We start from the raw sequence: 26,519 nt of genomic DNA, 5'->3' as shown, positions 1-26,519 counted from the left end.
TGTCCGATGGCTGTCGATCGCTTGCTCCCGACCGAGGAGTCCACCGAGCTGCTGGGTCTGGTCCGCGACCTGTGTGAGCACGAGCTCGCGCCGTTCGCCGCCAAGGCCGAGGAAACCGAGGTGTTCCCACGGGAGGCGTTCCGCACCCTCGGCAAGGCCGGCCTGCTGGGCCTGCCCTACCCCGAGCAGTACGGCGGCGCCGAGCAGCCGTACGAGGTCTACCTGCAGATGCTGGAGGAGATCGCGGCCGCCTGGATGTCGGTCGGCGTCGGCCTCTCCGTCCACACCATGACCAGCTACGCCATCGCCACCTTCGGTACGCCGGACCAGCGCGAGCTGCTGCTGCCCGACATGATCGGCGGCGACCTGCTGGGCGCCTACGCGCTGTCGGAGCCGCAGGCGGGTTCGGACATCAGCGGGATGACGACGAAGGCGGTTCGCGACGGCGACCACTACGTGCTGACCGGCACCAAGTCGTGGATCACCCACGGCTCGCACGCCGACTTCTACACCACCTTCGCGCGGACCTCGGCCGATCCCAAGCACGGCATCTCGGCCTTCCATGTGCCTGCCTCGGTCGAAGGCCTCAGCTTCGGCGCTCCCGAACGCAAGATGGGGCTGACCGGCTCCACCACGACGCTGGTCAACTTCGACGGCGTCCGGGTGCCCGTTGCCAACCTGATCGGCAACGAGGGCGACGGGATGCGGATCGCCCTGTCGGCGCTCGACTCCGGCCGGCTCGGGATCGCGGCCTGCGCGGTCGGGCTGGCGCAGGCGGCGCTCGACCTCGCCGCGTCGTACGCGCTGGGCCGGGAGCAGTTCGGGCACCCGATCTCCGACTTCCAGGGACTACAGTTCCTGCTCGCCGACATGGCCGCGGCGACCGAGTCCGCCCGGGCGACGTACATCCAGGCGGCCCGGCGCCGCGACCTCGGCCGGCCGTTCACCCAGCAGGCCGCGATCGCCAAGCTGATCTGTACCGACGCCGCGATGAAGGTGACCACCGACGCGGTCCAGGTGCTCGGTGGCTACGGTTACACCCGCGAGTTCCCGGCCGAGCGCTACATGCGCGAGGCCAAGGTGACCCAGATCTTCGAGGGCACCAACCAGATCCAGCGCTTGGTGATCAGCCGCGATTTACTGCGTGGGGTGAATCGCCGGTTGCTCGGCACCGGCGGCGCCCAGGCGGGCACATCGCGGCGTTAGAGGAGGTGCCACGATGAACACCGCATCGAGGCACCTCCTCTGCCTTGCGCTGCACCCACCTGAACACCGCCGGCGCTCGAGCAACCGGCGACCCCCCCACCAAGGAGTGTTCGATGAAGCTTGGCCCGTCCGATGTCGTGCTGGTCACCGGTGGTGGCTCCGGGCTCGGGGAGGCGACCGTACGCCGGTTCGCCGCGACCGGTGCCGGTGTGGTGATCTGCGACCTGCCCTCGTCGGCGGGGAAGGCGATCGCCGACGAGGCGGGGGAGCGGGTCGTCTTCGTGCCGACCGACGTCACCGACGAGGCCGCCGTCACGGCTGCTCTCGATGCGGCGGCGTCGCTGGGTGACCTGCGATTGGTCGTCACGTGCGCAGGCATCGCCACCCCCGGCCGGGTCGTCGGCCGCAAAGGTCCGTTGCCGTTGGCAACTTTCCGGCAGGTGATCGAGGTCAACCTGATCGGCACCTTCAACGTGCTCCGGCTCGCCGCCGAGCGGATGATCGCACTCGAGCCCGGCGAGGACGGTGACCGCGGCGTCGTCGTGATGACCGCGTCGATCGCCGCGTACGACGGCCAGATCGGTCAGGCGGCATACGCGTCGAGCAAGGGCGGCATAGTCGGCCTGACCCTGACGGCCGCGCGCGACCTTGCCGACAAGGGCATTCGCGTCGTCACGATCGCCCCCGGCACGATGGAAACCCCGATGCTGGCCGGCCTCCCCGAGGAAGCCCGCAAGGTCCTCGAACAGCAAGTCCCCCACCCAGCCCGCCTCGGCCGCCCCTCGGAGTACGCCGCCTTGGTCGACCACATCGTCACCAACCAACTCCTCAACGGCGAGGTCATCCGCCTGGACGGCGCCCTCCGCATGCCCCCACGCTGAACCACCCCGACGTCGGCTCCATCCCGGCGCCGAGTCACCCCACCCCTATCGCTGAGCTCACCCAGCGCCCCCACCCCAGGCTCACCACTCAGCGAAGGAGCCGTCGGGGTGGCGTAGCAGCGGAGAGCGCCAGGTGTGGGGCTCGGCAGCTGCGGCTCGTACTGCGTCCTCGTTGACCTCGATGCCCAGGCCTGGGCCGGCCAGCCGCTCGACGTGGCCGTCCACGAACTTGAACACGTCCGGGTCGACGAGATGGTCGAGCAGCGCGTTGCCGCCGCCGTACTCGATGCCGAGGCTCTGCTCCTGGATCAGGAAGTTCGGGGTGGCCAGGTCCAGCTGAAAGGACGCGGCCAGCGTGATCGGGCCGAGCGGGCAGTGGGGTGCGACGACCACGTCGTACGCCTCCGCCATCGCGGCGATCCGGCGTACTTCGGAAATGCCGCCGGCGTGCGAGATGTCCGGCTGCGCCACCGCGATGCCGGTGGTCAGCACGTCGCGGAAGTCCCACCGGGAGTAGAGCCGCTCGCCGGTCGCGATCGGGATGCTCGTCGATTCGGTGACCCGGCGCAGGTCCCGGGCGAACTCGGGCAGCACCGGCTCCTCGACGAACATCGGCAGCAGCGGCTCGAGCAATGGCAAGATCTGCCGCGTCGCCGCAGTACTGAATCGTCCGTGGAAGTCGAGGGCGATGTCGACGCCGTCACCCAGTGCATGCCGCAGCGCCGCCACCCGGGACACCATCGCGCTGATCTGGGCGGCTGATGGGATCGGCGGCAGCGCCTCGGCCAGGTTGAGCTTGATCGCGGTGAATCCCTTGCCCGCCTTGGTTTGCGCGTCGTCGACCAGCTCAGCGTTGTCGCGGCCGTGGACCCAGGTGTAGACCCGGACGCGCTCACGCACCGGACCGCCGAGCAGCTCGTGCACCGGGATGTCGTGGTAGCGGCCCTTGATGTCCCACAGCGCTTGGTCGATCCCGGCCAGTGCGCTCGACAGCACCGGGCCACCGCGATAGAAGCCGCCCTTGGCCAGCGTCTGCCAGTGGTCCTCGATCCGGAGCGGATCGCTGCCGACGAGCTGCTCCATCAGCGCCGTGAGGGCGCCCTGGACAGCTTCCGCCCGGCCCTCGACGATCGGTTCGCCCCAGCCGTTGATGCCTTCGTCGGTGTCGATGCGCAGGAACTGCCAGCGCGGCGCCACCAGGAAAGTCTCGTACCCGACGATCTTCACACGGCCTCATTCGGTTGGCGTTCTCCCGGCGGCGAGCAGGGCAGTGACCAACTGGTCGGTCTGTCGCAGGACCAGAGCGGCCGCGCCGGACGCGCCCGCGCGGGCCCCCAGGTCGAGCTCCGCGGCGACCACCTCGGCGTCGCGGGTGAGGCCCATCGCGGTCCGGCGCAAGGTGGCGCGGATCGGCTCCAGCACCAGGTCCCCGGCCCGCGCGAGTTCGCCGCCGACGATGATCCGCGCGGGGTTGAGTAACAGAAGTCCGAACGAATCTCCGACGACGCCACGCCGAACCCACCATCCGGCCTCCGCCGAGGAGGGAAGCCGGCGCTTCGTCCTGGGGGGAAACGGTGAGGAAACATTGGGGATGGTCGGATCAGGGGCATGAGAATTCGATGCTTGCTCGGCGCTGTGGTGGTGCTGGCGGTGGTGGCTGCGCAGCTTTCGCCGGCTGGAGCTGCGACGGCTGTTTCGTGGAAGTCGTGCCCCAGGTACTCCGACGAGGTGATCCGGAGCTTGGGTGTTGCTCCGGATCAGCTCGCGACGTTCCGCGGTTTGATGGACCGGCTCGACTGCGGGACGGTCCGGGTGCCGTTGAACTACAACGATCCCGGCGGGCGGACGATCGAGATCGCGATGACGCGACTCGCAGCCACCGGTGACAAGAGAGGAAGCGTCGCCGTGCTGCCCGGCGGTCCCGGTGGCAGTGGATATCTCGACCCGGTCCTGCGGGTCATGCTCCGCAACCAGGAGATGGCTTCGCTGAACGAGCAGTACGACATCATCGGCTTCGATCCCCGGGGAGTCGGCTACAGCACCAAGGTCGCCTGCGAGCTCCCCCTGAACGGTCCGGACCGGCCGGGTCCGCTGACCGAGCAGATGGCACGCAAGATCTACGACGCCCAAGTGGTCGTCAACCACAAGTGCGCGAACTCGGATCCGGAGTTCATCGGGCAGCTCACCACCGACACCGTCGCGAAGGACGTGAACCAGGTGCGGGCCGCGCTGGGTGACCGCACGCTGAACCTGCTCGGCTTTTCCTGGGGCACCCGCTTGGGCGCGGTGTACCGGAGCTTGTTCCCGAAGAACACCGGACGGGTCTTCCTGGACAGCCCCGCACCGCCGTGGACCCGTTTCGACCGGCACATCCAGGAGAGTGCTGCGGCGATGGAGCGAAACTTCGGGCGCTTTGCGGCGTGGCTGGCGGATCGAAAGACGACGTACGGATTGGGCAGGACAGCCCAGCAGGTGCGGGCGCAGGTGCTGAGGCTGGTCGAGGCGTACGACGCCAACCCCAAGCTGTACGCCGACCTGCCGCGACCGATCGACGGCTCGGTGATCGCCAACCTGGCCGGCCGTACGTCGACCGAGTGGGTCCCCGCGGGTCAGGCCCTGTCCGAGCTGCTCACCGCGACGGGCCCGGTCGCACCGCCGACCGTCAAGCTGCTACTCGGTAGGCAGCCGTCCGCGCCGCTTCCGGGCGCACCCGAGATGCAGAACATGACCATGAACCTGGCTGTCACCTGCAATGAGGACAGCAGCCGCCCGACCTTCGAGAGGGCCTGGCACGACTACCAGAAACTCCAGCAGCGTCTTCCGGTGACCGGACGAGCCTGGGGCACCACCGCCCTTTGCTCCCGCTGGCCACTCCGGCCGCAGCAAGCCACCCTCCGCCCAACCACCGGCTCCTTGGTCCTGAGTGCTCACCGCTACGAGTTCATGTCCGTCTACGACTGGTCCCGTCAGACCCGCAACACCATCGGCGGCACGATCTACACGGTCGCCGACGACGCCCATGTCTCCACCACCAAGGTCCCGGCCTGCGCAGCGGAAGTCGTCACCTACTTCGAAACCGGCCAGATAGACCGGGGCTGCCCAGGCATCCAGCCCCCCAGAAGTGCCGGGTCGTAACCCGCGGTCAGTCGCGGTCGGGGTCGATGGTGGTGCCGGGGGGCGGGGCTGGGGGGAGGGTTAGTTTCTCGTCTGGTTTGGCGGCTAGGACCTCGTCGACGTAGGAGCGGGCCGCTTCCATCGTGTCGACTTCGTGGCCGGCCTGCTCCGAGAGGAACCAGCGGTGCTCCAGGACCTCGTGGAACACCTCGGCCGGCTCGAGCTTGCGGTTGAGGTTGCGCGGTACGGAGCGGACGACCGGCTCGAAGACCTCGGTCAGCCACTGGTGCGCGACGATCTCCTCGTCCTCGTTCTGCTGGTCGGTCGAGGCGGCGAAGGAGTCCAGGTCGTTCAGCAGCCGGCGGGCCTGGTTCTCCTCGACGTCGAGGCCGGTCAGCCGGAGCAGCCGGCGGCTGTGGTGGCCGGCGTCCACGACCTTCGGCTGGATCCGGACCTGGCTGCCGTCCCAGTCGGTGATGATGTCGATCTCGGCGACGTCGAAACCGAGCTCGTTGAGCCGCCGGATCCGCGAGTCCAGCCGGTGCATCTCGTCGGAGTGGAACTCCTCCGGCGCGGTCAGCTCCTTCCAGAGCGCCTCGTACCGGGCGGTGATCGAGTGGATCGTCTCCAACGGGTCGATGTCCGCGTCGAGCAGACCGCCCTCCTCGAGGTCGGACAGCTCACCGAACAGGTTGATCTCGGCGGTGTAGAGGTCGTGCGCGCGCTGCCCGTCAGAGATGTCCTGGTGCAGCTCGCCCGTCTCCGCGTCCACCAGGTACGCCGCGAAGGCGCCCGCGTCGCGCCGGAACAACGTGTTCGACAGCGAGCAGTCGCCCCAGAAGAACCCGAGCAGGTGCATCCGGACGATCAGCGCGACGAGCGCGTCGATCAGCCGGTTGACCGTGTCCGGTCGCAGCGTGCTGGAGAACAGCGCGCGGTACGGCAGGGAGAACTGCAGGTGCTTGGTGACCAGGATCGAGTCGAGCGGTTCGCCGTTCTTGTCGACCCGGTCGGTGATCACGCCGACCGGCTCGACCGACGGGGAGTCGAGGCGTTCGAGGTCGCGGAGCAGCCGGTACTCGTGCATCGCGAGGTGTTCCATCACCTCTTTGATGGCGTACACGGTGCCGTTCACCCGGACGAAGCGGACCACGTGCCGTGAGATACCGCGCGGCAGCGCGACCAGCTGGTCGTCGGGCCAGTCCTCCAGCGGGATGTCCCACGGGAGCGAGAGCAGTCCGGTGTCCGGGCGGGTGGCGACGAAACGAGGCACGTCGACCAGTGTCTCAGTTCCTGACGGATCGGGTAACGAACGTAAGCGGCCGCAAGAACTTGCGGAATATGGCGTAGTGTTTGCGCTATGACTCGACGTCTTGCAGAGGTGGCCAAGAAGGTCGGCGTGAGTGAAGCGACCGTCAGCCGGGTGCTGAACGGCAAACCCGGGGTCTCCGAGGCGACCCGCGAGGCGGTGCTGACCGCGCTCGACGTGCTCGGCTACGAGCGGCCGACCCAGTTGCGCGGCGACCGCGCCCGCCTGGTCGGACTGGTCCTGCCGGAGTTGCAGAACCCGATCTTCCCCGCCTTCGCCGAGGTCGTCGGGGGAGCACTGGCCCAGCAAGGTTTCACGTCCTTGCTCTGCACCCGGACGGTCGGTGGAGTGTCCGAAGCCGACTACGTCGACCTGCTCCTGCAGCAGCAGGTCTCAGGTGTCGTCTTCGCCGGCGGGTTCTACGCGCAGGCCGATGCGCCGCACGCGCACTACGAGTTGATCCAGGAGCGGAAGCTGCCGACCGTGCTGGTCAACGCGGCCGTCGACCACCTCGGCTTCCCGCAGGTCTCGTCGGACGACGTGGTCGCCGCCGAGATGGCGCTCGGACACCTACGGGCGCTGGGACACCAGAAGATCGGGATGGTGCTCGGCCCGCGTGACCACATCCCCTCCCGGCGCAAGCTGGACACGTTCCTGGCCTCGCCGGAGGCCGATCCCGCGCTGGTCGAACACACCATGTTCTCGCTCGAGGGCGGGCACGCGGCCGCCACCCGGCTGGTGAAACAAGGCGTCACCGGCATCGTCTGCGCGAGCGACATCCTGGCCCTCGGAGCGATCCGCGCGGTACGCCGGGCCGGCCTGTCGGTGCCCGGCGACGTCTCGGTGATCGGCTACGACGACTCGGCGATGATGAACTGCACCGATCCGCCGCTGACCACGGTCCGGCAGCCGATCGACGCGATGGGCCGCGCGGCGGTCGACATGCTGGTCGCGCTGATCGAGCGCGCCGCAGTACCGGCCGACGAGTTGCTGTTCGAGCCGGAACTGGTGGTGCGCGCCTCGACGGCGAAGGCCGTTGGGTAACTGATCGATCACTCAGGGCGAAGTAGGTGACCACCTGCTTCGCCCTTTTGGCATGCCCTCACATTCCGAGCCGTCGTCCTGTTCTTGCAATATCTCATCGAAGTATTGCGCTCTTCGGTCGAGTTGCCTACCGTACGGACCACATTCGAGAGCAGAGGGGCAGATCTATGAGGACAACGAGCCACCGCAGGGCACTCAGCCTGTTGCTCGTGGCAGGGCTCGGCCTGGCGGCCGCGTCCTGTGGATCCGGGGACGAGGACAAGCCGGCCGCCCAGGGGTCGGGCGACGCGAACGCGCCGGTGACGATCACCGTGGGATGCCAGCCGCCGAAGAGCAACCCGAAGGAACGCGCCGGCTGGGACGAGGACGTGGCGGCCTTCCAGAAGCTGCACCCGAACATCACGATCCAGAGCAAGGACGCGTTCCCCTGCATCAACCCGGACACCTTCCAGGCCAAGCTGGCCGGCGGTACCCAGGAGGACGTGTTCTACGTCTACTACACCGACGTCCAGAAGATCATCAAGGCCAAGCAGGCCGCCGACATCAGCCAGTACGTCGGTGACGTGAAGGCACTCAAGGACATCCGGGCGGACGTGCAGAGCGTCTTCAAGGACGGCGACAAGACCTTCGGCCTGCCGCGCAACAACTACAACATGGGCCTGGTCTACAACCGCAAGCTCTTCACCCAGGCCGGTCTGAACCCGGACTCGCCGCCCAAGACCTGGGCCGAGGTGCAGGAAGCCGCCAAGAAGATCGCCGGTCTCGGCGCGGGCTACACGGGCTTTGGTGAGTACAGCGCGGGCAACACCGGCGGTTGGCACTTCGCCGCCTCGCTGTACGCCCGGGGTGGCTCGATGGTGAGCGACGACGGCAAGAACGCGGCGTTCAACAGCGCCGAGGGCAAGGCCGTGCTGGAGAACCTGAAGAAGATGCGCTGGGACGACAACAGCATGGGCACCAAGCAGCTGCTGCAGTGGGAAGACCTGATGCGGATGATGGGCTCGGGCAAGCTCGGCATGATGATCGGTGCGCCGGACGTGGTCCAGTCGGTCAACAACGACTTCCAGGGCAAGTTCGAGGACTACGGCGTCGCGCCGGTACCGGAGTCGGAGGGCAAGGCGTCGCTGAGTGGTGGCGACGGCTACATGTTCAACCCGAAGGCCACCCCGGAGAAGATCAAGGCCGGCCTGCTCTGGCTGGAGTTCCACGAGCTGACGCCGGGCCAGGGCCAGTTCAACTACGAGCGCGCCAAGGCCCAGGGCCGTCCGGTCGGCCTGCCGATCCCTGACCTCTACGGGGACAGCAAGCCCGGCCAGGAGATCACCGCCCTGCGGAAGAAGTTCGCGACGGTACCGGTCGAGCACTTCACGCCGTACGTCGAGGCGCGGGCCAAGATCACCAACAAGCTCGAGCCGCCGAAGGCGCAGGAGCTGTACGCCGTACTGGATGTGGCGATGTCCGCGGTCCTCACCCGCAAGGACGCCGACATCGACAAACTGCTCTCGGATGCTGAGGGCAAGGCGAACAAGATCCTCGCCAAGAACACCTGATGACCGAACTGGCCGCCAAGCCGCCGGTGCGCCGCTCCCTTCCGCAGGGGGCGGCGCGCCGCGCGGTGGGCAGGAACCTCACGGCGTACGGGTTCCTCTGCGGGGCGCTGATCTGTTTCGCCTTCTTCTCCTGGTATCCGATGGTCCGCGAGGTGATCCTCAGCTTCCAGGAGAACAACTTCGTCGATCCGCCGCGGTGGGTCGGTTTCGACAACTTCCGCAGCGTGATCGGCGATCCGGCCTTCCGGTCGGCCTGGATCAACACCGCCGCCTTCAGCGGGCTGGCCCTGATCGTCGGGTACGCGGTGCCGTTCGTGCTCGCCGTGGTGCTCAACGAGTTGCGGCACGCACGGGCGTACTTGCGGTTCGTCGTGTATCTCCCGGTGATGCTGCCGCCCGCCGTCGGGGTGCTGCTGTTCAAGTGGTTCTACGATCCCGGTGCGGGACTGTTCAACCAGATCCTCAACGTGTTCGGCCTCGGGCCGCTCAGCTGGCTGGACTCCTCCTCGACCGCGCTGATCTCGCTCGTCCTGGTCTCCACCTGGATGAATCTGGGGACCGGCACGCTGATCTACCTGGCCGCGTTGCAGAGCATCGCCGGCGAGCTGTACGAGTCCGCCGAGCTCGACGGCGCCGGGCTGTTCCGCCGGGTCTGGCACGTGACGATTCCGCAGACCAAGCTGATCCTCCTGGTGATGCTGCTGCTCCAGGTGGTGGCCACGATGCAGGTGTTCATCGAGCCGTACCTGCTGACCGGTGGTGGTCCGGAGAACGCGACCGTCACGGTGGCCTACCTGATGTACCAGTACGCCTTCAACTTCGGCGACTTCGGTGGCGGTGGCGCGCTGGGGCTGATGCTGATGGTCGTCCTGATGGTGTTCTCCGCGATCTACCTGCGCGTCTCCCGAGACAACGAAGGTGGCCGATGACAACGACATTGCAACCGCGAAGGGTGTTGGAGGCAACCACACCGGCGCCGGCGCCGCGGAGTACGAGGAAGAAGGACAAGGCCCGCGGCTCCGAGACCAGGAGCCTGGTGTCGCCGTTGTCGTTGCAGTCCCCGCGCGGCAAATTGATCTACTGGACCGTCCTGGTCGTGGTGGTGATCGCCTTCACGCTGGCCTTCGTCTTCCCGCTGTACTGGATGGTGACCGGTGCGCTGAAGTCGCCCGACGAGCTGGCCCAGATCCCACCCAGCTTCTTCCCGACCAGCCTCGACTTCGGCGTCTACGCCGACGCCTGGAACCAGCTCCAGCTCGGCGTCTTCCTGAAGAACACCGCCCTGTACGCCGGTGGCGCGTGGCTGTTCACGCTTGCGATCGACGTCACCGCGGCGTACGCGTTGTCGAAGCTGCGGCCGTACTTCGGCAAGCTGATCCTGGCGCTGATGCTGGCCACGTTGATGATCCCGCCGATGGTGCTGCTGCTGCCGACCTACCTGGTCGCCAAGGACGTGCCGATCTTCGGTTTCGACCTGCTCAACACCCCGTGGGCGATCTGGTTGCCGGCGGCAGCGAACGGGTTCTTCATCTTCCTGCTCAAGCGGTTCTTCGACTCGATCCCACGTGAGTTGCTGGAGGCGGCGGAGATCGACGGCGCGTCGCCGATGCGGATCCTCTGGTCGATCGTGCTGCCGGTGTCCCGGCCGATCCTCGGCGTGGTGTCGATCCTGTCCGTGGTGACGGTCTGGAAGGACTTCGTCTGGCCGCTGCTGGTGCTGCCGGAGACGGACAAGATGTCGATCAGCGTCGGGATCGCGTCGCTGTCCGCACAGATGCCGCAGAACGTGCTGATCGCCTCGCTGGTGATCGCATCCCTGCCGACGATCCTGGTCTTCTTCGTGTTCCAGCGCAGCATCATGGCGGGCCTCACCGCCGGAAGCCTCAAAGGCTGATCCCTAAACCCTCAAGGAGAAGCAATGTCGGAAACGTGGTGGCGCGGAGCCGCGATCTACCAGGTCTACCTGCGCAGCTTTGCCGACGGCAACGGTGACGGGATCGGTGACCTCGCCGGGCTGCGATCCAGGCTGCCCTATCTCGCGGACCTCGGAGTCGACGCGATCTGGCTGAACCCGTGGTACCCGTCGCCGATGGCCGACGGCGGGTACGACGTGGCCGACTACCGGGCGATCGACCCGAGTTTCGGGACCCTGGCCGAGGCCGAGGCGTATATCGAGGAGGCGCACGCGCTCGGGATCCGCACCATCATCGACATCGTGCCGAACCACGGGTCCGATCAGCAGGACTGGTTCGTCCAGGCGCTGGCGGCCGGGCCCGGATCGCCTGAGCGGGAGCGGTTCCTCTTTCGTGACGGTCGAGCGGATGGGCAGCCGCCGAACGACTGGCAGTCCATCTTCAACGGACCGGCCTGGACACAGGTGCCGGACGGCCAGTGGTACCTGCATCTGTTCGCGCCGGAGCAGCCGGACTTCAACTGGCGCAATCCCGAGGTGGTGGAGGAGTTCCACGCCATCCTGCGGTTCTGGCTGGACCGTGGCGTCGACGGGATCCGGATCGACAGTGCGGCCGTGCTGTTCAAGGACCTGGACAGTGTGGAGGAGTCGTACACCGACCACGACGAGGTGCACGACGTGTACCGCGGCTGGCGGCGGATCACCGATGAGTACGAGGGGCGGTTCCTGGTCGGCGAGATGTGGATGCCGGACCAGGAGCGGTTCGCGCTGTACCTGCGATCCGACGAGATGCAGACCGCGTTCAACTTCGACTTCCTGTCCCGGCCGTGGGACGCGGAGGAGTTGCGGGCGTCGATCGACCTGACGCTGGCGACCCATGTGCCGATCGGCGCGCCACCGACGTGGGTGCTGTCGAACCACGACGTCACCCGCCCGGTGACGAAGTACGGGCGACCTGACACGTCCTTCTCCCACCAGGACCGCAAGCACGGCATGCCGACCGATCCCGTCGTCGGCGAGCGCCGAGCCCGCGCGGCTGCCCTGCTCGCGATGGCTCTCCCCGGTGGCCTTTACGTCTACCAGGGTGAGGAGCTCGGTCTGCCTGAAGTGGAAGACCTCCCAGACCACCTGCTCCAAGACCCGCTCTGGGTCCGCTCCGGCGGCACCGACCGCGGCCGCGACGGCTGCCGCGTCCCCATCCCGTGGTCCGGCAAAGAACCCCCGTTCGGCTTCGGCTCCGGTACGACGTGGCTACCGCAACCCGCCGACTGGAAAAACCTCACCGTCGAGTCCCAGTCGGCCGACCAGAACTCCATGCTCGCCCTCTACCGCAACGCCCTCGAACTCCGCCGCAGACTCTTGGGCGACGGCACCCTGACCTGGCTAACCACACCCCCCGGCGTCCTAGCCTTCGCCCGCGAACACCTCACCTCCATCACCAACCTCACCGCAAACCCCATCCCGCTGCCCACCCACACCGAGCTCCTCCTCACCAGCAACCCCCTGGAAGAAGCCAAACTCCCCCCAGACACCACAGCCTGGCTCCGCTGACCTGCAGACAGCACAGAAGGAGCGGCCACTTCGCCGCTCCTTCTGTAGGGAGTTACTTGGTGGGGGTGAGGGGTTGGAAGCTTTTTAGTCTGAGGCTGTTGGTTACTACGAAGACTGAGCTGAAAGCCATGGCGGCGCCTGCCAGCATGGGGTTGAGGAGGCCGGCGGCTGCTAGGGGGAGGCCTGCGACGTTGTAGGCGAAAGCCCAGAACAGGTTTCCCTTGATGGTGCGCAGGGTGCGCCGGGACAGGCGGATCGCGTCGGCGGCCGAGCGGAGGTCGCCTCGGACCAGGGTCAGGTCACTCGCCTCGATCGCCACGTCGGTGCCGGTGCCCATCGAGAGTCCCAGGTCAGCCTGGGCCAGAGCGGCGGCGTCGTTCACGCCGTCGCCGACCATCGCCACCGAACGGCCTTCGCTCTGCAGCTTCTTCACCGCGTCGACCTTGCCGACCGGCATCACCTCGGCGATCACCTCGTCGATGCCGACCTCGGCCGCCACCTTCCGCGCCACCGCCTCGTTGTCACCGGTGAGCAGCACCGGCCGCAACCCGAGCGCCTTCAGTTGCCGGATCGCCTCGGCCGAGCTCGGCTTCACCGTGTCGGCGACAACCAGCACAGCCCGCGCCTTGCCGTCCCACCCGACAGCGACCGCAGTACTGCCCTCAGCCTCCGCGTGCTCCTTCGCATGCGCAAGCTCCGACGGCAGATACTGACTCCACTCCTCCAGCAGCTTCGTGCGACCGACCAGTACGGCATGCCCATCGACAATCCCTTGTACGCCGAGCCCTTCCACGTTCCCGAAGTCCTCGACCGCAGCCAGCTTGCCAACCTCATCGGCAGCGCCTCGCGCGATCGCCTGGGCGATCGGGTGCTCACTGGAGTGCTCCAGCGCCCCCGCCAGCCGCAGTACCTCGGCTCGCTCCTCACCCTCGGCCAGCAGTACGTCGACCAGCGCCATCCGCCCGGTCGTCACGGTCCCGGTCTTGTCCAGTACGACGGTGTCGATCCGCTGCGTCGACTCCAGCACCTCCGGACCCTTGATAAGGATGCCCAGCTGAGCCCCACGCCCGGTCCCGACCATCAACGCGGTCGGCGTCGCCAGCCCCAGTGCACAAGGGCAAGCAATGATCAGTACTGCGACAGCAGCCATGAACGCCACCTCGACCGGCGACCCGTTCCCGAGCCAGAAGCCCAAGGTCGCGAGTGCGAGCCCGATCACGATCGGCACGAACACCCCGGAGATCCGGTCGGCCAACCGCTGCACGGCGGCCTTGCCGTTCTGCGCGTCCTCCACCAGCCGCGCCATCTGCGCCAGCTGAGTGTCAGACCCGACCCGAGTCGCCCGTACTACGAGCCGCCCGCCGGCGTTCACGGTCGCGCCGACGACGGTGTCACCCTCGCCGACCTCGACCGGTACCGACTCGCCGGTCAGCATCGACGCGTCCACCGCGCTGCTGCCGGTGACGATCACGCCGTCAGTGGCGATCTTCTCGCCCGGCCGGACGACAAACTCGTTGCCCACGGCAAGCTGCTCCGCCGGGATGCGAACCTCCACGCCATCCCGCAGTACGGCGACGTCCTTGGCGCCCAACTCGAGCAGGGCCTTCAGCGCGGCACCCGAGCGCCGCTTGGCGCGAGCCTCGAAGTACCGGCCGGCCAGGATGAACGTGGTCACGCCGGCCGCGACCTCGAGGTAGATCTCCTCGGCGCCGCTGCCGCGGGACGGGATCAGCGTGAACGGCATCTTCATCCCCGGTGTGCCCGCCTCGCCGAGGAACAGCGCGTAGAGCGACCAGATGAAGGAGCTGACGACGCCGACCGAGATCAGCGTGTCCATCGTCGCGGCGCCGTGCCGCAGGTTCGTCCAGGTGGCCTTGTGGAACGGCCAGGCCGCCCACGTCACGACCGGGGCAGCCAGCGTCAGCGACGCCCACTGCCAGAAGTCGAACTGCAGCGCGGGAATCATGCCCAGAGCAATCACCGGTACGGCGAGGGCGATGCTGGCGATGAGCCGCTGACGCAACGGCTTCAGCTCATCGGCCGGCTCGGCGCCTTCGGGGCTGTCGGCAACAGGGGGAGTTGGCAACGAAGCGGTGTAGCCGGTCGCTTCGACGGTGGCCACCAGGTCGTCGGTGCTGATGCCTTCGGCAAACGTCACCTTCGCCTTCTCGGTGGCGTAGTTGACGGTGGCGGTGACGCCTTCCATCCGGTTGAGCTTCTTCTCGACCCGGTTGGCGCAGGAGGCGCACGTCATGCCACCGATCAGGAGTTCGACGGAGTTGTCCGGTGTGGTCATTGCTGGGCCTCCTTTCAGTGGCCGTGCGGGGTTTCTTCGTGCCCCGGCGTTGGGCCCGGTGTCTGACCCGGTGTCTGGCCCGGCTTCGAGCTCGGCGCCGGGGTCTGGCTCGCGCTGGGCAGCTCGGTGGGCGGAACGATCGCCGTACCGGTGCTGCCGACGTTCACGGTGAACTCCGCGGTGCGGACCTCGCCGGCGTGCTGGAAGTCCAGGAACAGGCTGTAGGTGCCGGCGGTCGGGAAGGTGGTACCGAACTCGATCTCCGGTCCGCCCTTCATCCCCGCCTTCGCCTCGGTGGACGGGTGGGTGTGCAGGTAGGCGAGGTCGCCGCCGCGCAGTGACACCAGGTGCCCGAAGGCGCCGAGGTACGGCTGCAGGTCGGTGACCGGCTTGCCCGCTTTGCTGATGCTGAAGGTCAGTTCGGACTCCTTGCCGGCGACCGGCGTCCCGGCCAGCGTCACGTCGTACCCGTCGACCGAGTAGACGCTCACGGGCTCGTTCAGCGGGACAGGGATGTAGAGACCGGAGACGTTGACGTCGGCACCCAGTGTCAGCGTCTTGCCGAGTGCGGTCGGCTGGAAGTCGGTGAACAGCCGCCACGTGCCACCAGCGGTGAACGTGAACGGAATGCTCCACGTCCCATCGGCGGCCCGGGTCGGGTGCACGTGGTGGAACCCGGACAGATCCCGCCGTACGACGATCAGGTGCAGGTCCTTCTCATGGGTCTCCGTGTACTGCGTGACGGCCTTGCCGTCCGGACCCTGGATCGTGAAGCTCAGCGTCTGCGGTTTGCCGGGCTCGAAGAACGTGGCCTTCGGCACCAGCGTGTAGCCGGACTGGGACACCGCGAGCCCTGGCGGTTGCGCGTCGGGCTCGCTGTGTCCACCACCGTGCTCGCCACCCTCGGCCTCGCCCGCGGGCATGCCCTCGGCGTGGCCGCCAGGCGGCGCCGGGTCGGCTGCCGCGACCGGGTCGACCACGGAGCCGAGTGCGAACGCGCCGGCGAAGGCGAGCGCCAGTGCACCAGCGAACGCGCCGAGCCGGACCGCGACAGCCCTGGTCATGCGCCCGCGCCCGGTGCGGCGGCGAGCTCGTAGCCCGCCTCGTCGACAGCCTCGCGGACGGCGGTCTCGTCCAGCGCCGACTCGCTCGTCACGTGCACGGCGGAGGTGCCGCCGGCGTTGAGGTCGATCTTGACCTCCTGGACGCCCGGCAGCTTGCCGAGCTCCTCGGTCACGGCGGCGGTGCAGTGTCCGCAGGTCATCCCGTTGACGGAGTAGGTCGTGGTGGTCATGGCAAGACTCCTAGCTCGGATGTGTTGATTCGGGGTGGTGCAGGGGTAGCGCGCAGCTCAGCTGCGGACGAGCCGGGCGATCGCGTCGGAGGCCTCGCGGATCTTCTCCTCCGCCTCCACGCCGCCCTTCTGCGCGGCGTCGACCACGCAGTGCGACAGGTGCTCGTCCAGCAGTTCGAGGGAGAAGGACTGCAGCGCCTTCGTGGCCGCCGACACCTGGGTGAGGATGTCGATGCAGTACTTGTCCTCCTCGACCATCCGCTGCAGGCCGCGCACCTGCCCCTCGATCCGGCGCAGCCGCTTCAGGTGGCTGGACTTCTCCGAGGTGTACCCGTGCACGTGCTCGGTGCTCTCTTCGGTGGTCATGGCGGTCTCCTTCTCCCAAACTGCTACCCCTGCGGGGTATGTCGACACCCGAAAAGTTACCCCCTATGGGTATGGAATGCAAGTCCTGATCCATACGGGGTGGGGGTATCACGCAGAGCGTCCGCCGGGTCACCGGCCGACCCCGATCGCGCCGTACCGTGAACGTCGCGACGCCCAGCGGGCAACAACAGGCATGAGAGTCATCCGCTACAACAGCCCGGAGGCTGACATCGGCACACACGGCGGTCCGTCACCCGGCGAAGGCCTGGCCAGGGGCGAAGGCCTGGCCACCACTGGCGAAGGTCGGACCCCCACCGGCGAAGGCTCGGCCGCGGCTGGGGCCACGTCTGGCGAGGACCGGCCCCAACTCGGTGGCGCAGACGCGGCGGTGGAGTTCGGTCGTCTCTTCGACACCTACGCCGCGCCGCTGCACCGGTACCTCGCCCGCCGGGTAGGCCCCGAACCCGCCCATGACCTGGTCAGCGAGACCTTCCTGGCCGCCTTCCGGCAACGCCGGACCTACGACCCCGCCACGGCCGCCGTTCGCGGCTGGCTCTACGGCATCGCGACCAACCTCGCCCACCGGCACGTCCGCCAGGAGATCCGCGGACTCCGGGCGACGGCACGGGCCGACGCCGGGAGTACGGCGTACCAGGCCTCGCACGACGGGCCGGTGGCCGACCGGGTGGACGCCCAGGCGATGGCCCGGCAGATCGCGCCGGCGATCGCCGAACTGTCCGACGGCGACCGCGACGTCCTGCTGCTGACCTCGTGGGCCGAGCTCACGACCGTCGAAGTGGCCGAGGCACTCGGCATCCCGGTCGGCACGGTTCGCTCACGGTTGCACCGGATTCGCCGCCAACTGCGCAGCAAGGCTGCCGGCGCTCAACTGACACCAGCTGGAACCGAGGAGGCGATGCACCATGACTGACGACAAGCTGATCGACCTGTGGTCCGAGGACGACCTCGATCGCGCTCTCGGCGCCCTGCACGGCGACGTCCGGACCGACCAGGCCGAGCTCGGCGCCACCCGCGCCACCTTTCTGGCAGCCGTCCATCGTCCGGTACGCCGCCGGCCCCGCTGGGCGTACGCGCTGACGGCAGCCGCGGCGATCGTCGCTCTGGTGGTGGGCGGATTCGCGATCACAACGAACTCCCCGGGTGGAAGCGCCGAGGCGAAGGCCGAGTTGAACGCCGCGGCGGATCACGTCGTCGCCAAGGACCCGGTGGTCCCACCGGGCAAGTACCTCTACCGGGTGACCCACGCCTGGTACGAGAACATGACGGAAATTGCTCCGAACAGGGCTGTCAGCTACCTCGAGGAGTCGTTGATCGAGACCTGGATCCCGGCCGATCGGACCCAGGAGTGGATGCAGCGCAGTGCGTCCACGGGCCGGCGGAAGCTGGTCAGCGGTTCGCAGGAGGACTTCGACGCCGTCAACAAGCTGATGTCCGGCAGCGAGCCGGAGGTTCTCCGGGCCAAGTGCGGCGACTTCTATCTGGACGCGGGCCAGCAGCCGTGCACCAGAGCGGGCCGCTGGCAGGACCCGACGCCCGAGTGGGCCGCCGGTCTCCCGCGTGATCCGAAGGCGTTGTACGACCGGCTGAAGAAGGACGCCCCCCGCAACAGCCGTGGAGAGACCGAACTGCTCGTGTACGCCGCGGACGCGTTGCGCACCGGCCAGGTACCCGCCGACGTGCGGTCCGCTCTGTACCGGGCGCTCGGCCACCTCGACCACCTGGAGGTGTCGGACCGGGCGGCGAACCTGGACGGCAGGGTCGGCATCGCCTACGGAAGTGACGACGGCGAAGAGCGCCAGGAGATCATCATCGATCCGCGCTCGGGTGACTTCATCGGCGAGCGCACGGTGGCCACCAGCGGTGAGGATCGCGGCCGGGCGCGCAGCTTCAGCTCGGTCACCACCGGCATCGCGGACCGGATCGGCGTACGGCCGGCTCGCTGATCCGAGCAACAAACCCGGCGAGGTGGACGTCTCCTCCTGCAAGGATAGCGTCCCCCTCGCCGAGGGGGTCTGAACGAGAGGGGCGGCATGCCCGACCTGGCGATCCGTACGCAGGCGCTGCGGAAGACATATCGGACCCGGCGGGGCAAACGCGTGGTCGCGGTCCAGGGTCTGGACCTGGAGGTGCCGATCGGTGGGGTGCACGGCTTCCTCGGGCCGAACGGTTCCGGCAAGACCACCTCGATCCGGATGCTGCTCGGCCTGGTCCGGGCCGACGCCGGCACGATGACCGTGTTCGACCAGGTGGTGCCGGACCGGTTGCCCGACGTCGTCGGCCGGGTCGGCGCGATCGTCGAGTCGCCGAAGTTCTTCCCCGCCTTCAGCGGCCGCAAGAACCTCGAACTGCTCGCGGACGCGATCGGGGCGCCCCGCCAACGGGTCGGCGACGTGCTCGAACAGACCTCGCTGAAAGAGCGGGGCAAGGACCGGTTCAAGACCTACTCGCTCGGCATGAAGCAGCGGCTGGCGATCGCCGCCACCCTGCTCAAGGAGCCCGACCTGCTGATCTTCGACGAGCCGACCAACGGCCTCGACCCGGCCGGTATCCGGGAGATCCGCGAGACCATGCGCCGGCTGGGCGAGCAGGGCCGGACGGTCCTGGTCAGCAGCCACATCCTCGCCGAGGTGGAGCAGGTCGCGGACACCGTCTCGATCATCGGCCACGGCCGGTTGCTTGCCTCGGGCACCGTTGCCGAGGTGATCGGTGGCAGCGGCAAGGCGACCGTGAAGGTGGCCCTGGACACCTTGGCCGGGGAGTACGCGGCCAACCAGGAGCGAGCGACCACGATCCTGACCGCCGCCGGACTGTCGGTACGGGCCGAAGGCAAGTATCTCCTCGTCGACGGCGCCGAGCATCCGGCCGACGTGACGAAGCGCCTGGCCCAGCAGGAGCTGTACGTGTCCGAGCTGGTCCCGGTCCGTGCCGACCTGGAGTCGGTCTTCCTGGAACTGACCGCCGACGAGGGCCTGGGAGGCGACCAGTGATCCGGCTCACCGGGGTCGAGCTCCGCCGGCTGGTCGCCCGCCGACTGACCGTCATCGGCGTCGCCGCGGTGCTGATCATCACCGCGTTCCTGCTGTTCGCCACCTGGCGCGAGGCCCGGCCGCTCTCGGCGGCCGAGCAACGCCAGGCCCAGACCTACTTCGAGGAGGCGCAGAAGGACTGGAAGCTGAACGGCGCGCAGTACCAGAAGGAGTGTGAGGCCTCCTATGCCTCGTCGCCCGATCCGAAGCCTCCGCTCAAGGAGTTCTGCCCGGGACCGCCGACGCTCGAGCAGTTCGGCAAGCCGCAGACGGTGTTCGCCGAGCTGATGCCGAGCCTGCTCCAGGGCACGTCGTACCTGCTGGTGTTCATCGCGTTCCTGATCGGGGCGAGCTTCGTCGGCGCCGAGTTCAGCAGTGGGTCGATCGGCAACTGGCTGACGTTCGAGCCGCGCCGCCTGCGGGTCTACGGCAGCAAACTGGCCGGCGCCGCGATCGGTCTGGTGCCGGTGGCGATCGGGATCACCGCGATCCTGATGCTCGGGACCTATTTGATCGTCGACCACTACGGGACCACGGCCAGTACGACGGGCGAGGTCTGGGGTGACCTGTTCGAGCGGGCCGGCCGGATAGTGCTGATGACGGCGGTCGGAGCGGCGCTCGGTGGCGTGGTCGGGCTGTTGCTCCGGCACACGGCGGCGGCGATCGGGCTGGTGATGGGCTACGTCGTCATCGTCGAGGCCGTGTTCGGCGGCTTCCTGGTGCAGACCCAGCCCTGGCTGATCAGGCTCAACTTCGACGCGTTCATCGGCCACGGAGCGAAGTACTTCGTCGAAGAATGTGACGGCGGAGGCGGTAACTACACCTGCAACATGATCGAGAAGCACTTGTCGTTCGAGCACGGCGCCTGGTACCTCAGCATCGCCACCGTGGCGCTGGTGCTGCTCGGGGCGCTGGTCTTCCGGCGGCGCGACGTCAACTAGCGGGCTGCTCTGCCTCTTCCGGCTGCCTCGGCTGCTCCGGCTGCTCGGTCTGCTGGGTCTGCTGGGTCTGCGCCAGCTTGCGACGGCGCCGCCGGAGTACCGGGATCAGTAGCAGCGCAAGGGTGATCAGGGCGGCGCCTGCGCCGGCTGCCAGGCCGACTTCCAGGCCTGGCGGCCGGTAGCCGCAGCTCAGCCTCTTGCTAGGCCCGGGCAGCTTCACAGCCAGGAGTCCTCCGAACTCGGTGGGCTCCTGCGCCTTGCCGCCATCGACCGAGCAGCGCCAGCCCGGCACGCGCGGTACGGAGACCACCGCGAGTCCGGTGCTGTCGGGCTTCAGCGTTGCCACGATCGAGTGGCCGCCGGTCTTCACCTTGGTGGCGCCCGACGCGCGCCGTTCGGCAATCGCGGCCCTCAGCTTGGCCTGGTCGAGACAACCGATCGCCCCGGTCATCGGGAGCCGTCCCGACGAGGCGACGATCTCGAGCTCGATGGCAACTACTCCGCTCCCGGGCGTCGACCCGAGCTCCAGCATCGCGCTGCTCGTGGTGATACCGGGCCGCCGCGGTGCGGAGAACTCCTTCCATTCGCCGTACTGACCAAGCCGCGCCCTCCCCGTGACCCGGGGCAGGATGAGATGGACCGACGAGCCGACCGGGCACTGCGCGGTCAGCGAAACCACACCTGGCGTAGCGGTGCGGCGCCCCCTGTACTCCGGTACGTCGTACACCTTCGCGCCCAGAAGCCTTTCCTGGAAGGCGAAAGCGTTGTCGGGCTGGGGCGCGTCGGCGGGCGGCTCGGGATGCACGGTGACCAGCGGCAGGGCCTCGGCCCGTCGGATGGTGTCGTTGTCGAGCCGGGCACCGACTGCGAAGATCGCGTCCGTCACGGCGTTGTCGAGCGAATGCGAAGCGCGTCCGTACCCGACCCAGCCGAAGCCGAGGTCGGTGAATGTGCGGTTCAGGCTCGCAGGAAGCAGGCTGCTGTAGTACCCGCCGCCTTGACCGCCCAGCAGCAAAGGATCATTGGGCGTCTGCTTCGTCCCAGGATCAGTCCGGTACTGCGGCCAGTCGGAGGCCTCACGGACCTTGTCGGCCAGCTCGCTCTGGTGTGATCCCCAGGGTGGTGCGGCGGCGCTCAGAACCTTGGAGCGCTGCTCGTCGACGACCACCGCGGTCCAGGTGAGTTCCACGCCGACCGCCGCGATGACCACGACGCTGGAGATGAGCGCGACCAGGTGCGGGCGGCCGGCGTACTGGACGGCCAGGAGCGCCAGCAGGATGAGGACGCCCGAGCACGCGAGGACGATGATGCTGCCGTTGGTCAGCAGGGGACTGTTCTGGGTCAGGATGGCGAGCGTGACCACGATGGCGGTACCGCCGGCCAACGCCTTCCAGTTGGGAATGCGGTCGGCGACCGACAACCAGGCGGCGATCACGAGAATGCCGCAGAGAACGAAGCCCTGCCGGTACTGGCTTCCGTTCGGGGAGTCGAAGCCGTGCCAGATCTCGTGCGTCGGCGTCCAGAGGAACGAGGCGGTGACGAGGACGGCCAGAAGGGTCCAGGTGATCCGGGTGACCGCTTTGACCGCTGAGTTGAAGGGCAGCGTCGCGGCCAGGAGCAGGGCCGCGGTACCGACGTACAGGCTGGCGCTTCGGCCTACGCCTTCAGAGAGGGGGAGGAGTCGCGCGAAGAAGTTCTCCAGCGGAACAGGGACGAAGACGCCGGGAGGGGAGGGAGCGGCCAGGCCGTTCGCCTTGAAGACCGGGATGAGGATGGGGGCCGACAATGCCAGGCCGAGCACGGTCACGAGGGCATGGCGCAGTACTCCGCGCAATCGGTCGAGCCAGCCCTGCTCGCTGGTCAGCAGGCGAGCCACCAGGAACAGCCCGGCCGCGATCGTCGCCATGTAAGCGGTGTAGAAGTTCGACACCCAGAACACGGCGACCACGAGGACACTGATCGTTCGGTGCTTGCGCTGGAGTGACCACTCCGCAACGAGGCAGAACATCGGCAACGCGATCAGGCCGTCGAGCCACATCGGGACGTAGGCAGCGTCATCGATCGCCCACCCACACAGCCCGTACGACGCGCCGAGGGCCGCCGCCAGCCACCACGGACCCGGTCGCATCCGGATCAGCAGCGCTGCCATCGCGGCCGCAGCCAACGCGAGCTTCAGGGTGGTGATGACGAACACCGCGAGATCAATGTCGTCGCGCGGGAACAGCACCACCAGGAACGACAACGGACTGCTGAGATCGACCCCGTAGTCGCCGAGGAACCCGACCCCGAACGCGCTCTGCCAGTTGAACAACAGGTCGCCCTGGGCGTTCCCGGTCAGGATGTCCCAGAAATGGGCGAAGAACGGGACATACTGTGCCCCGAGGTCGTTCGTACTCCGCGACGCCGGGCCGAACGGATACGTCCCGCGGATCATCCCCGCCACGACGAACCCGGCCGCAGCCACCAGCCCGGCAACCAGCGCCGCCGGCTTGCCGCGCGGAGGAGTGCCGTTGACGGTTGCCTCGTGCACCGACTGCAAAGGGTTGTCCTCCGGGAAGTGCGGGCGGTTCAACGGTCCGGGCGCCAGGCTACACTCCTCGCCAGGTGGTCGATCTCCCCTGGAGTGCAATGCGGCTGACGCTGGTAGTTCCCTGTTTCAACGAGGCAGACGGGATCGCCCGGTTCCACGAGACTGTCCGTCGGGAACTGGCCGGTACCGGTGCGTCGTACGAGATCATCTACGTCGATGACGGCAGTACCGACGGCACTTTCGACGCCCTGATCGAGATCGCCAACGCTGACCCGAGCGTGCGCTACCTTTCGTTCAGCCGGAACTTCGGCAAGGAAGCCGCCATGCTCGCCGGCCTGCGGCACTCCAGTGGCGACGCGGTGATCGTGATGGACGCCGATCTGCAGCACCCACCCGAGCTGATCGGCCGGCTGGTCGAGCTCCACGGCCACGGTTTCGACCAGGTGATCGCCCGGCGGACCCGGGCCGGTGACCCGGCCACCAGGACGCTGCTCGCCCGGGCCTATTACCGGCTGATCAATCACTGGGCCGATGTCGAACTCGTCGACGGAGTCGGCGACTTCCGGCTGCTGTCGCGGCGCGCGGTCGACGGGCTGCTCGAGCTGGGGGAGAACAACCGGTTTTCCAAGGGGCTGTTCGCCTGGATCGGGTTCGACTCGGTCATCTTCGAGTACGAGAACGTGCAGCGTGAGAACGGCGGGAGCCGGTGGTCGTTCCGCAAGCTGTTCGAGTACGGGCTGGACGGGTTGCTGTCGTTCAACAACAAGCCGCTGCGGGTGGCGATCTACATCGGCATGATGCTGACCCTGGTCGCGGTGGTCTACGCGATCTGGGTGATCGTGGTGGCGGCGACGCAGGGCGTGGAGATGCCCGGGTACGTCACGCTGATCGCCGCGATCACCGGGCTCGGCGGGTTGCAGATGATGATGCTCGGGCTGATCGGCGAGTACATCGGCCGGATCTACTACGAGACCAAGCAGCGGCCGCACTATTTGGTCAAGGACACCAACCTGACCCCGCGGAACTGAGCCGCCCGACGCCGGTCCGCGGCGCAACGCGGTCCTGACGCAAACGCCGGCCCCGGAGCGAACGAGTCGCTCCGGGGCCGGCGTCCGTAGTACGGGACCTGGGAATCAGGCGGTGAGGCGCTCCTCGGTGGAAGACGAGAACAGGTGCAGCTTGTCCGGCTGGGCCTCCAGGTGGATCAGCGAGCCCTTCTCGACGTTCATCCGGGCGCCGATCTTGGCCACGATCTGCTGGTGGTTGCCGTCGTGCTCGGCGGTGCCGTAGAGGAACGCGTCAGCGCCGAGCTCCTCGATCACGGCGACGTGCACCGGCAGGCCGTTGTCGGAGACCTTGAAGGCCTCCGGACGGACGCCGATCGAGACGGTCTTGTCGTTACCGGCCTTGGCCAGGATGTCGCGCGACACCGGGACGGTGTAGTCGCCGAGCTTGACGCCGCCCTCGACCAGGTCGCCGGTCAGCAGGTTCATCGCGGGCGAGCCGATGAAGCCGGCCACGAACAGGTTCTTCGGGTTGTCGTACAGGTTCAGCGGGGTGTCGACCTGCTGGAGCAGACCGTCCTTGAGCACCGCGACCCGGTCGCCCATCGTCATGGCCTCGACCTGGTCGTGGGTGACGTAGACGGTGGTGACGCCGAGACGCTGCTGCAGCTCGGCGATCTGGGTACGAGTCTGGACGCGGAGCTTGGCGTCGAGGTTCGACAGCGGCTCGTCCATCAGGAAGACCTGCGGGTTACGCACGATGGCGCGACCCATCGCGACCCGCTGACGCTGACCACCGGAAAGCGCCTTCGGCTTGCGGTCGAGGTACTCCTCCAGGCCGAGCAGCTTGGCGGCCTCCTGGACCCGCTTGGCGCGGTCCTCCTTGGAGACACCCTGCATCTTCAGCGCGAAGCCCATGTTGTCCGCGACCGACATGTGCGGGTACAGGGCGTAGTTCTGGAACACCATCGCGATGTCCCGCTCTTTCGGCGGGCGGTGGGTGACGTCGCGGTCGCCGATGTAGATGGAGCCCTCGTTGACCTCTTCGAGGCCGGCGAGCATCCGGAGCGAGGTGGACTTGCCGCAACCGGACGGGCCGACGAGGACCATGAACTCGCCGTCCTCGATCTCGAGGTTGAGCTTGTCGACGGCGGGCTTCTCAGAACCGGGGTAGACCCGGGATGCCGCCTTGAACGAGACAGTAGCCATGACTGTGTACCTTCCTTCACCGGCAGGAACGTGCCGGACGATCCGAGTAAAGGCCCCCGGGCGGGGGTGCGCCCATCCTGACTTGAGCGGCAGCTCCTGACAAGGTTTACCGGGTGTGAGATGTCCGTTGTGTTCACCTGCTGGACACTTCTGCGCAGAACGGCCCTGCAATTTCTTGCAACATCTTGCTGCAAGTTCAGTGACCGATGGGTAAGGTGCCGCCGTGAGCAGTAGAGCGAGGCTGGCCGACATCGCGGTCAAGGCCGGCGTCAGCGAAGCAACGGTGTCCCGGGTACTGAACGGCAAGCCAGGCGTCGCGGAGGAGACCAGACAGGCGGTCCTGACCGCCCTCGACGTCCTCGGCTTCGAACGCCCGACCCGGCTGCGGCGCCGCTCGGCCGGGCTGATCGGCCTGGTGATGCCGGAGCTGATCAACCCGATCTTCCCCGCCTTCGCCCAGGTGATCGAGTCGGCCCTGTCGCAACGCGGCTTCACTCCGGTGCTGTGCACCCAGTCGCCGTCGGGTGCCAGCGAGGAGGAGTACGTCGAGATGCTGCTCGAGCGCGGCGTCTCCGGCATCATCTTCGTCTCCGGCCTGCACGCCGACACCGGCGCCGACCACGGCCGGTACCAGTCCCTGGTCGAACGCCACCTCCCCGTCGTCTTCGTCAACGGCTGGCTCCCCGGCGTCGAGGCCCCCTTCGTCTCCTCCGACGAGTACGCCGCGATGGAACTGGCCGTCTCCCACCTGGTTGACCTAGGCCACCAACGCATCGGCTTCGCCTCCGGCCCCGAACGCTTCACGGTGGTGAAGCGCAAACTCGCCGGCTACCGCACCACCATGAAGGCCCAACTCGGCCTGGCTGACTCCGACCTGGACGAACTGATCGAACTGAGCATGTTCGGCGTAGAAGGCGGCCACGCAGCAGCCCAGCGCCTCCTAGACGTAGGCGTCAGTGCGGTCGTCTGCGGCTCCGACATGATGGCCCTAGGCGTCATCCGAGCCGCCCGCCAACGCGGCCTGGCCGTCCCCACCGACCTCTCAGTAGTCGGCTACGACGACGCCCCCATGATGGAGTTCACCGATCCCCCCATGACCACCATCCGCCAACCCGTCAACGCCATGGCCCTGGCCGCCGTCCAATCCCTCCTCGAAGAAGTCCGCGGCCACACCACCCCCCACACAGAATTCCTCTTCCGCCCAGAACTAGTAGTCCGCAACACCACCGGCCCCCACCGCTAGCCCAACAACTCCAGCAACTGCA

General features: G+C 67.8%; 23 protein-coding genes. 14 read left to right on the top strand and 9 right to left on the bottom strand.

Features of this window, described 5'->3' with window-relative positions; all coding sequences use genetic code 11:
- The first annotated feature begins 6 nt into the window (after nucleotides 1–6).
- Nucleotides 7–1,206, top strand: coding sequence for an acyl-CoA dehydrogenase family protein (locus tag AB0F51_RS30465; RefSeq protein WP_360285422.1), 1,200 nt, complete (start codon nucleotides 7–9; stop codon nucleotides 1,204–1,206).
- Between the two features lie 113 nt (nucleotides 1,207–1,319).
- Nucleotides 1,320–2,087: an SDR family NAD(P)-dependent oxidoreductase gene (locus tag AB0F51_RS30460; protein WP_360285420.1), complete on the top strand. Its 768-nt coding sequence runs from the start codon at nucleotides 1,320–1,322 to the stop codon at nucleotides 2,085–2,087.
- 81 nt (nucleotides 2,088–2,168) lie between these two features.
- Here AB0F51_RS30460 and dgoD read toward each other — a convergent pair whose 3' ends face one another.
- Together dgoD and AB0F51_RS30450 are read right to left on the bottom strand one after the other, a co-directional pair.
- Complete coding sequence (gene dgoD, locus AB0F51_RS30455; RefSeq protein ID WP_360285419.1) at nucleotides 2,169–3,314, bottom strand: galactonate dehydratase; 1,146 nt, start codon at nucleotides 3,312–3,314, stop codon at nucleotides 2,169–2,171.
- Nucleotides 3,315–3,320: 6 nt separating this feature from the next.
- Nucleotides 3,321–3,509, bottom strand: coding sequence for a hypothetical protein (locus tag AB0F51_RS30450; RefSeq protein ID WP_360285418.1), 189 nt, complete (start codon nucleotides 3,507–3,509; stop codon nucleotides 3,321–3,323).
- Between the two features lie 186 nt (nucleotides 3,510–3,695).
- Between AB0F51_RS30450 and AB0F51_RS30445 the strand changes: the two genes are divergently transcribed.
- Complete coding sequence (locus tag AB0F51_RS30445) at nucleotides 3,696–5,222, top strand: alpha/beta fold hydrolase (RefSeq protein WP_360285417.1); 1,527 nt, start codon at nucleotides 3,696–3,698, stop codon at nucleotides 5,220–5,222.
- Between the two features lie 7 nt (nucleotides 5,223–5,229).
- Here AB0F51_RS30445 and AB0F51_RS30440 read toward each other — a convergent pair whose 3' ends face one another.
- Nucleotides 5,230–6,474, bottom strand: coding sequence for a DUF4032 domain-containing protein (locus AB0F51_RS30440; RefSeq protein ID WP_360285416.1), 1,245 nt, complete (start codon nucleotides 6,472–6,474; stop codon nucleotides 5,230–5,232).
- 87 nt (nucleotides 6,475–6,561) lie between these two features.
- On the opposite strand from AB0F51_RS30440, the gene AB0F51_RS30435 reads away from it, so the two are divergent.
- The 5 genes from AB0F51_RS30435 (at nucleotide 6,562) to AB0F51_RS30415 (ending at nucleotide 12,567) form a co-directional block, all read left to right on the top strand.
- Complete coding sequence (locus AB0F51_RS30435; RefSeq protein WP_360285414.1) at nucleotides 6,562–7,554, top strand: LacI family DNA-binding transcriptional regulator; 993 nt, start codon at nucleotides 6,562–6,564, stop codon at nucleotides 7,552–7,554.
- Between the two features lie 167 nt (nucleotides 7,555–7,721).
- A complete protein-coding gene (locus tag AB0F51_RS30430) occupies nucleotides 7,722–9,104 on the top strand; it encodes an extracellular solute-binding protein (protein WP_360285413.1) in 1,383 nt (460 codons plus the stop codon).
- Nucleotides 9,104–10,033: a sugar ABC transporter permease gene (locus AB0F51_RS30425; protein ID WP_360285412.1), complete on the top strand. Its 930-nt coding sequence runs from the start codon at nucleotides 9,104–9,106 to the stop codon at nucleotides 10,031–10,033. The genes AB0F51_RS30430 and AB0F51_RS30425 overlap by 1 nt, the downstream gene beginning before the upstream one ends.
- The gene (locus AB0F51_RS30420; protein WP_360285411.1) at nucleotides 10,030–10,998 is read left to right on the top strand and encodes a carbohydrate ABC transporter permease; all 969 of its coding nucleotides are present in this window, start codon (nucleotides 10,030–10,032) and stop codon (nucleotides 10,996–10,998) included. Before AB0F51_RS30425 ends, AB0F51_RS30420 begins: the two co-directional genes overlap by 4 nt.
- 24 nt (nucleotides 10,999–11,022) lie before the next feature.
- The gene (locus AB0F51_RS30415) at nucleotides 11,023–12,567 is read left to right on the top strand and encodes a glycoside hydrolase family 13 protein (RefSeq protein ID WP_360285410.1); all 1,545 of its coding nucleotides are present in this window, start codon (nucleotides 11,023–11,025) and stop codon (nucleotides 12,565–12,567) included.
- Between the two features lie 52 nt (nucleotides 12,568–12,619).
- Here AB0F51_RS30415 and AB0F51_RS30410 read toward each other — a convergent pair whose 3' ends face one another.
- Genes AB0F51_RS30410 through AB0F51_RS30395 form a run of 4 tightly spaced genes read right to left on the bottom strand, consistent with a single transcriptional unit; the run spans nucleotide 12,620 to nucleotide 16,496 of the window.
- Nucleotides 12,620–14,863: a heavy metal translocating P-type ATPase gene (locus AB0F51_RS30410; protein WP_360285409.1), complete on the bottom strand. Its 2,244-nt coding sequence runs from the start codon at nucleotides 14,861–14,863 to the stop codon at nucleotides 12,620–12,622.
- 14 nt (nucleotides 14,864–14,877) lie between these two features.
- Nucleotides 14,878–15,927 (bottom strand): hypothetical protein, encoded by a 1,050-nt coding sequence (locus tag AB0F51_RS30405; RefSeq protein WP_360285407.1) that lies wholly within the window; start codon nucleotides 15,925–15,927, stop codon nucleotides 14,878–14,880.
- Nucleotides 15,924–16,157 (bottom strand): heavy-metal-associated domain-containing protein, encoded by a 234-nt coding sequence (locus AB0F51_RS30400; protein WP_360285405.1) that lies wholly within the window; start codon nucleotides 16,155–16,157, stop codon nucleotides 15,924–15,926. Before AB0F51_RS30400 ends, AB0F51_RS30405 begins: the two co-directional genes overlap by 4 nt.
- 57 nt (nucleotides 16,158–16,214) lie before the next feature.
- A complete protein-coding gene (locus tag AB0F51_RS30395) occupies nucleotides 16,215–16,496 on the bottom strand; it encodes a metal-sensitive transcriptional regulator (protein WP_360285712.1) in 282 nt (93 codons plus the stop codon).
- Nucleotides 16,497–16,716: 220 nt separating this feature from the next.
- Here AB0F51_RS30395 and AB0F51_RS30390 point away from each other — a divergent pair, with 220 nt between their 5' ends.
- The 4 genes from AB0F51_RS30390 (at nucleotide 16,717) to AB0F51_RS30375 (ending at nucleotide 20,511) form a co-directional block, all read left to right on the top strand.
- Nucleotides 16,717–17,454 (top strand): sigma-70 family RNA polymerase sigma factor, encoded by a 738-nt coding sequence (locus tag AB0F51_RS30390; RefSeq protein ID WP_360285404.1) that lies wholly within the window; start codon nucleotides 16,717–16,719, stop codon nucleotides 17,452–17,454.
- Complete coding sequence (locus AB0F51_RS30385) at nucleotides 17,447–18,487, top strand: CU044_5270 family protein (RefSeq protein ID WP_360285402.1); 1,041 nt, start codon at nucleotides 17,447–17,449, stop codon at nucleotides 18,485–18,487. The genes AB0F51_RS30390 and AB0F51_RS30385 overlap by 8 nt, the downstream gene beginning before the upstream one ends.
- An 87-nt stretch (nucleotides 18,488–18,574) precedes the next feature.
- Nucleotides 18,575–19,531 (top strand): ATP-binding cassette domain-containing protein, encoded by a 957-nt coding sequence (locus AB0F51_RS30380; RefSeq protein ID WP_360285400.1) that lies wholly within the window; start codon nucleotides 18,575–18,577, stop codon nucleotides 19,529–19,531.
- On the top strand, nucleotides 19,528–20,511 hold the full coding sequence (locus tag AB0F51_RS30375; protein WP_360285399.1) for an ABC transporter permease subunit: 984 nt from the start codon (nucleotides 19,528–19,530) through the stop codon (nucleotides 20,509–20,511). The genes AB0F51_RS30380 and AB0F51_RS30375 overlap by 4 nt, the downstream gene beginning before the upstream one ends.
- Here AB0F51_RS30375 and AB0F51_RS30370 read toward each other — a convergent pair.
- On the bottom strand, nucleotides 20,504–23,083 hold the full coding sequence (locus tag AB0F51_RS30370) for a YfhO family protein (RefSeq protein ID WP_360285397.1): 2,580 nt from the start codon (nucleotides 23,081–23,083) through the stop codon (nucleotides 20,504–20,506). The genes AB0F51_RS30375 and AB0F51_RS30370 overlap by 8 nt on opposite strands.
- A 56-nt stretch (nucleotides 23,084–23,139) precedes the next feature.
- On the opposite strand from AB0F51_RS30370, the gene AB0F51_RS30365 reads away from it, so the two are divergent.
- The gene (locus AB0F51_RS30365) at nucleotides 23,140–24,069 is read left to right on the top strand and encodes a glycosyltransferase family 2 protein (protein WP_360285396.1); all 930 of its coding nucleotides are present in this window, start codon (nucleotides 23,140–23,142) and stop codon (nucleotides 24,067–24,069) included.
- 105 nt (nucleotides 24,070–24,174) lie between these two features.
- Here the strand turns inward: AB0F51_RS30365 and ugpC are convergent, their stop codons facing one another.
- On the bottom strand, nucleotides 24,175–25,254 hold the full coding sequence (ugpC, locus tag AB0F51_RS30360) for a sn-glycerol-3-phosphate ABC transporter ATP-binding protein UgpC (protein ID WP_360285395.1): 1,080 nt from the start codon (nucleotides 25,252–25,254) through the stop codon (nucleotides 24,175–24,177).
- A gap of 223 nt (nucleotides 25,255–25,477) precedes the next feature.
- On the opposite strand from ugpC, the gene AB0F51_RS30355 reads away from it, so the two are divergent.
- Nucleotides 25,478–26,497, top strand: coding sequence for a LacI family DNA-binding transcriptional regulator (locus tag AB0F51_RS30355; RefSeq protein WP_360285393.1), 1,020 nt, complete (start codon nucleotides 25,478–25,480; stop codon nucleotides 26,495–26,497).
- Nucleotides 26,498–26,519 lie beyond the last annotated feature (22 nt).

The sequence above is a fragment of the Kribbella sp. NPDC023855 genome (assembly GCF_040639475.1).
Classification (GTDB): domain Bacteria; phylum Actinomycetota; class Actinomycetes; order Propionibacteriales; family Kribbellaceae; genus Kribbella.
Note: the sequence above shows the minus strand (reverse complement) of the source record. Positions and strands in the feature narration are given on the sequence as shown.

Coding starts and splice junctions, on each gene's coding strand:
- AB0F51_RS30365 (WP_360285396.1), top strand. CDS start 23,140: ATGCGGCTGACGCTGGTAGTTCCCTGTTTCAACGAGGCAGACGGGATC.
- AB0F51_RS30400 (WP_360285405.1), bottom strand. CDS start 16,157: ATGACCACCACGACCTACTCCGTCAACGGGATGACCTGCGGACACTGC.
- AB0F51_RS30460 (WP_360285420.1), top strand. CDS start 1,320: ATGAAGCTTGGCCCGTCCGATGTCGTGCTGGTCACCGGTGGTGGCTCC.
- AB0F51_RS30420 (WP_360285411.1), top strand. CDS start 10,030: ATGACAACGACATTGCAACCGCGAAGGGTGTTGGAGGCAACCACACCG.
- AB0F51_RS30445 (WP_360285417.1), top strand. CDS start 3,696: ATGAGAATTCGATGCTTGCTCGGCGCTGTGGTGGTGCTGGCGGTGGTG.
- AB0F51_RS30390 (WP_360285404.1), top strand. CDS start 16,717: ATGAGAGTCATCCGCTACAACAGCCCGGAGGCTGACATCGGCACACAC.
- AB0F51_RS30465 (WP_360285422.1), top strand. CDS start 7: ATGGCTGTCGATCGCTTGCTCCCGACCGAGGAGTCCACCGAGCTGCTG.
- AB0F51_RS30435 (WP_360285414.1), top strand. CDS start 6,562: ATGACTCGACGTCTTGCAGAGGTGGCCAAGAAGGTCGGCGTGAGTGAA.
- AB0F51_RS30405 (WP_360285407.1), bottom strand. CDS start 15,927: ATGACCAGGGCTGTCGCGGTCCGGCTCGGCGCGTTCGCTGGTGCACTG.
- AB0F51_RS30430 (WP_360285413.1), top strand. CDS start 7,722: ATGAGGACAACGAGCCACCGCAGGGCACTCAGCCTGTTGCTCGTGGCA.
- AB0F51_RS30385 (WP_360285402.1), top strand. CDS start 17,447: ATGACTGACGACAAGCTGATCGACCTGTGGTCCGAGGACGACCTCGAT.
- AB0F51_RS30425 (WP_360285412.1), top strand. CDS start 9,104: ATGACCGAACTGGCCGCCAAGCCGCCGGTGCGCCGCTCCCTTCCGCAG.
- AB0F51_RS30415 (WP_360285410.1), top strand. CDS start 11,023: ATGTCGGAAACGTGGTGGCGCGGAGCCGCGATCTACCAGGTCTACCTG.
- ugpC (WP_360285395.1), bottom strand. CDS start 25,254: ATGGCTACTGTCTCGTTCAAGGCGGCATCCCGGGTCTACCCCGGTTCT.
- AB0F51_RS30410 (WP_360285409.1), bottom strand. CDS start 14,863: ATGACCACACCGGACAACTCCGTCGAACTCCTGATCGGTGGCATGACG.
- AB0F51_RS30380 (WP_360285400.1), top strand. CDS start 18,575: ATGCCCGACCTGGCGATCCGTACGCAGGCGCTGCGGAAGACATATCGG.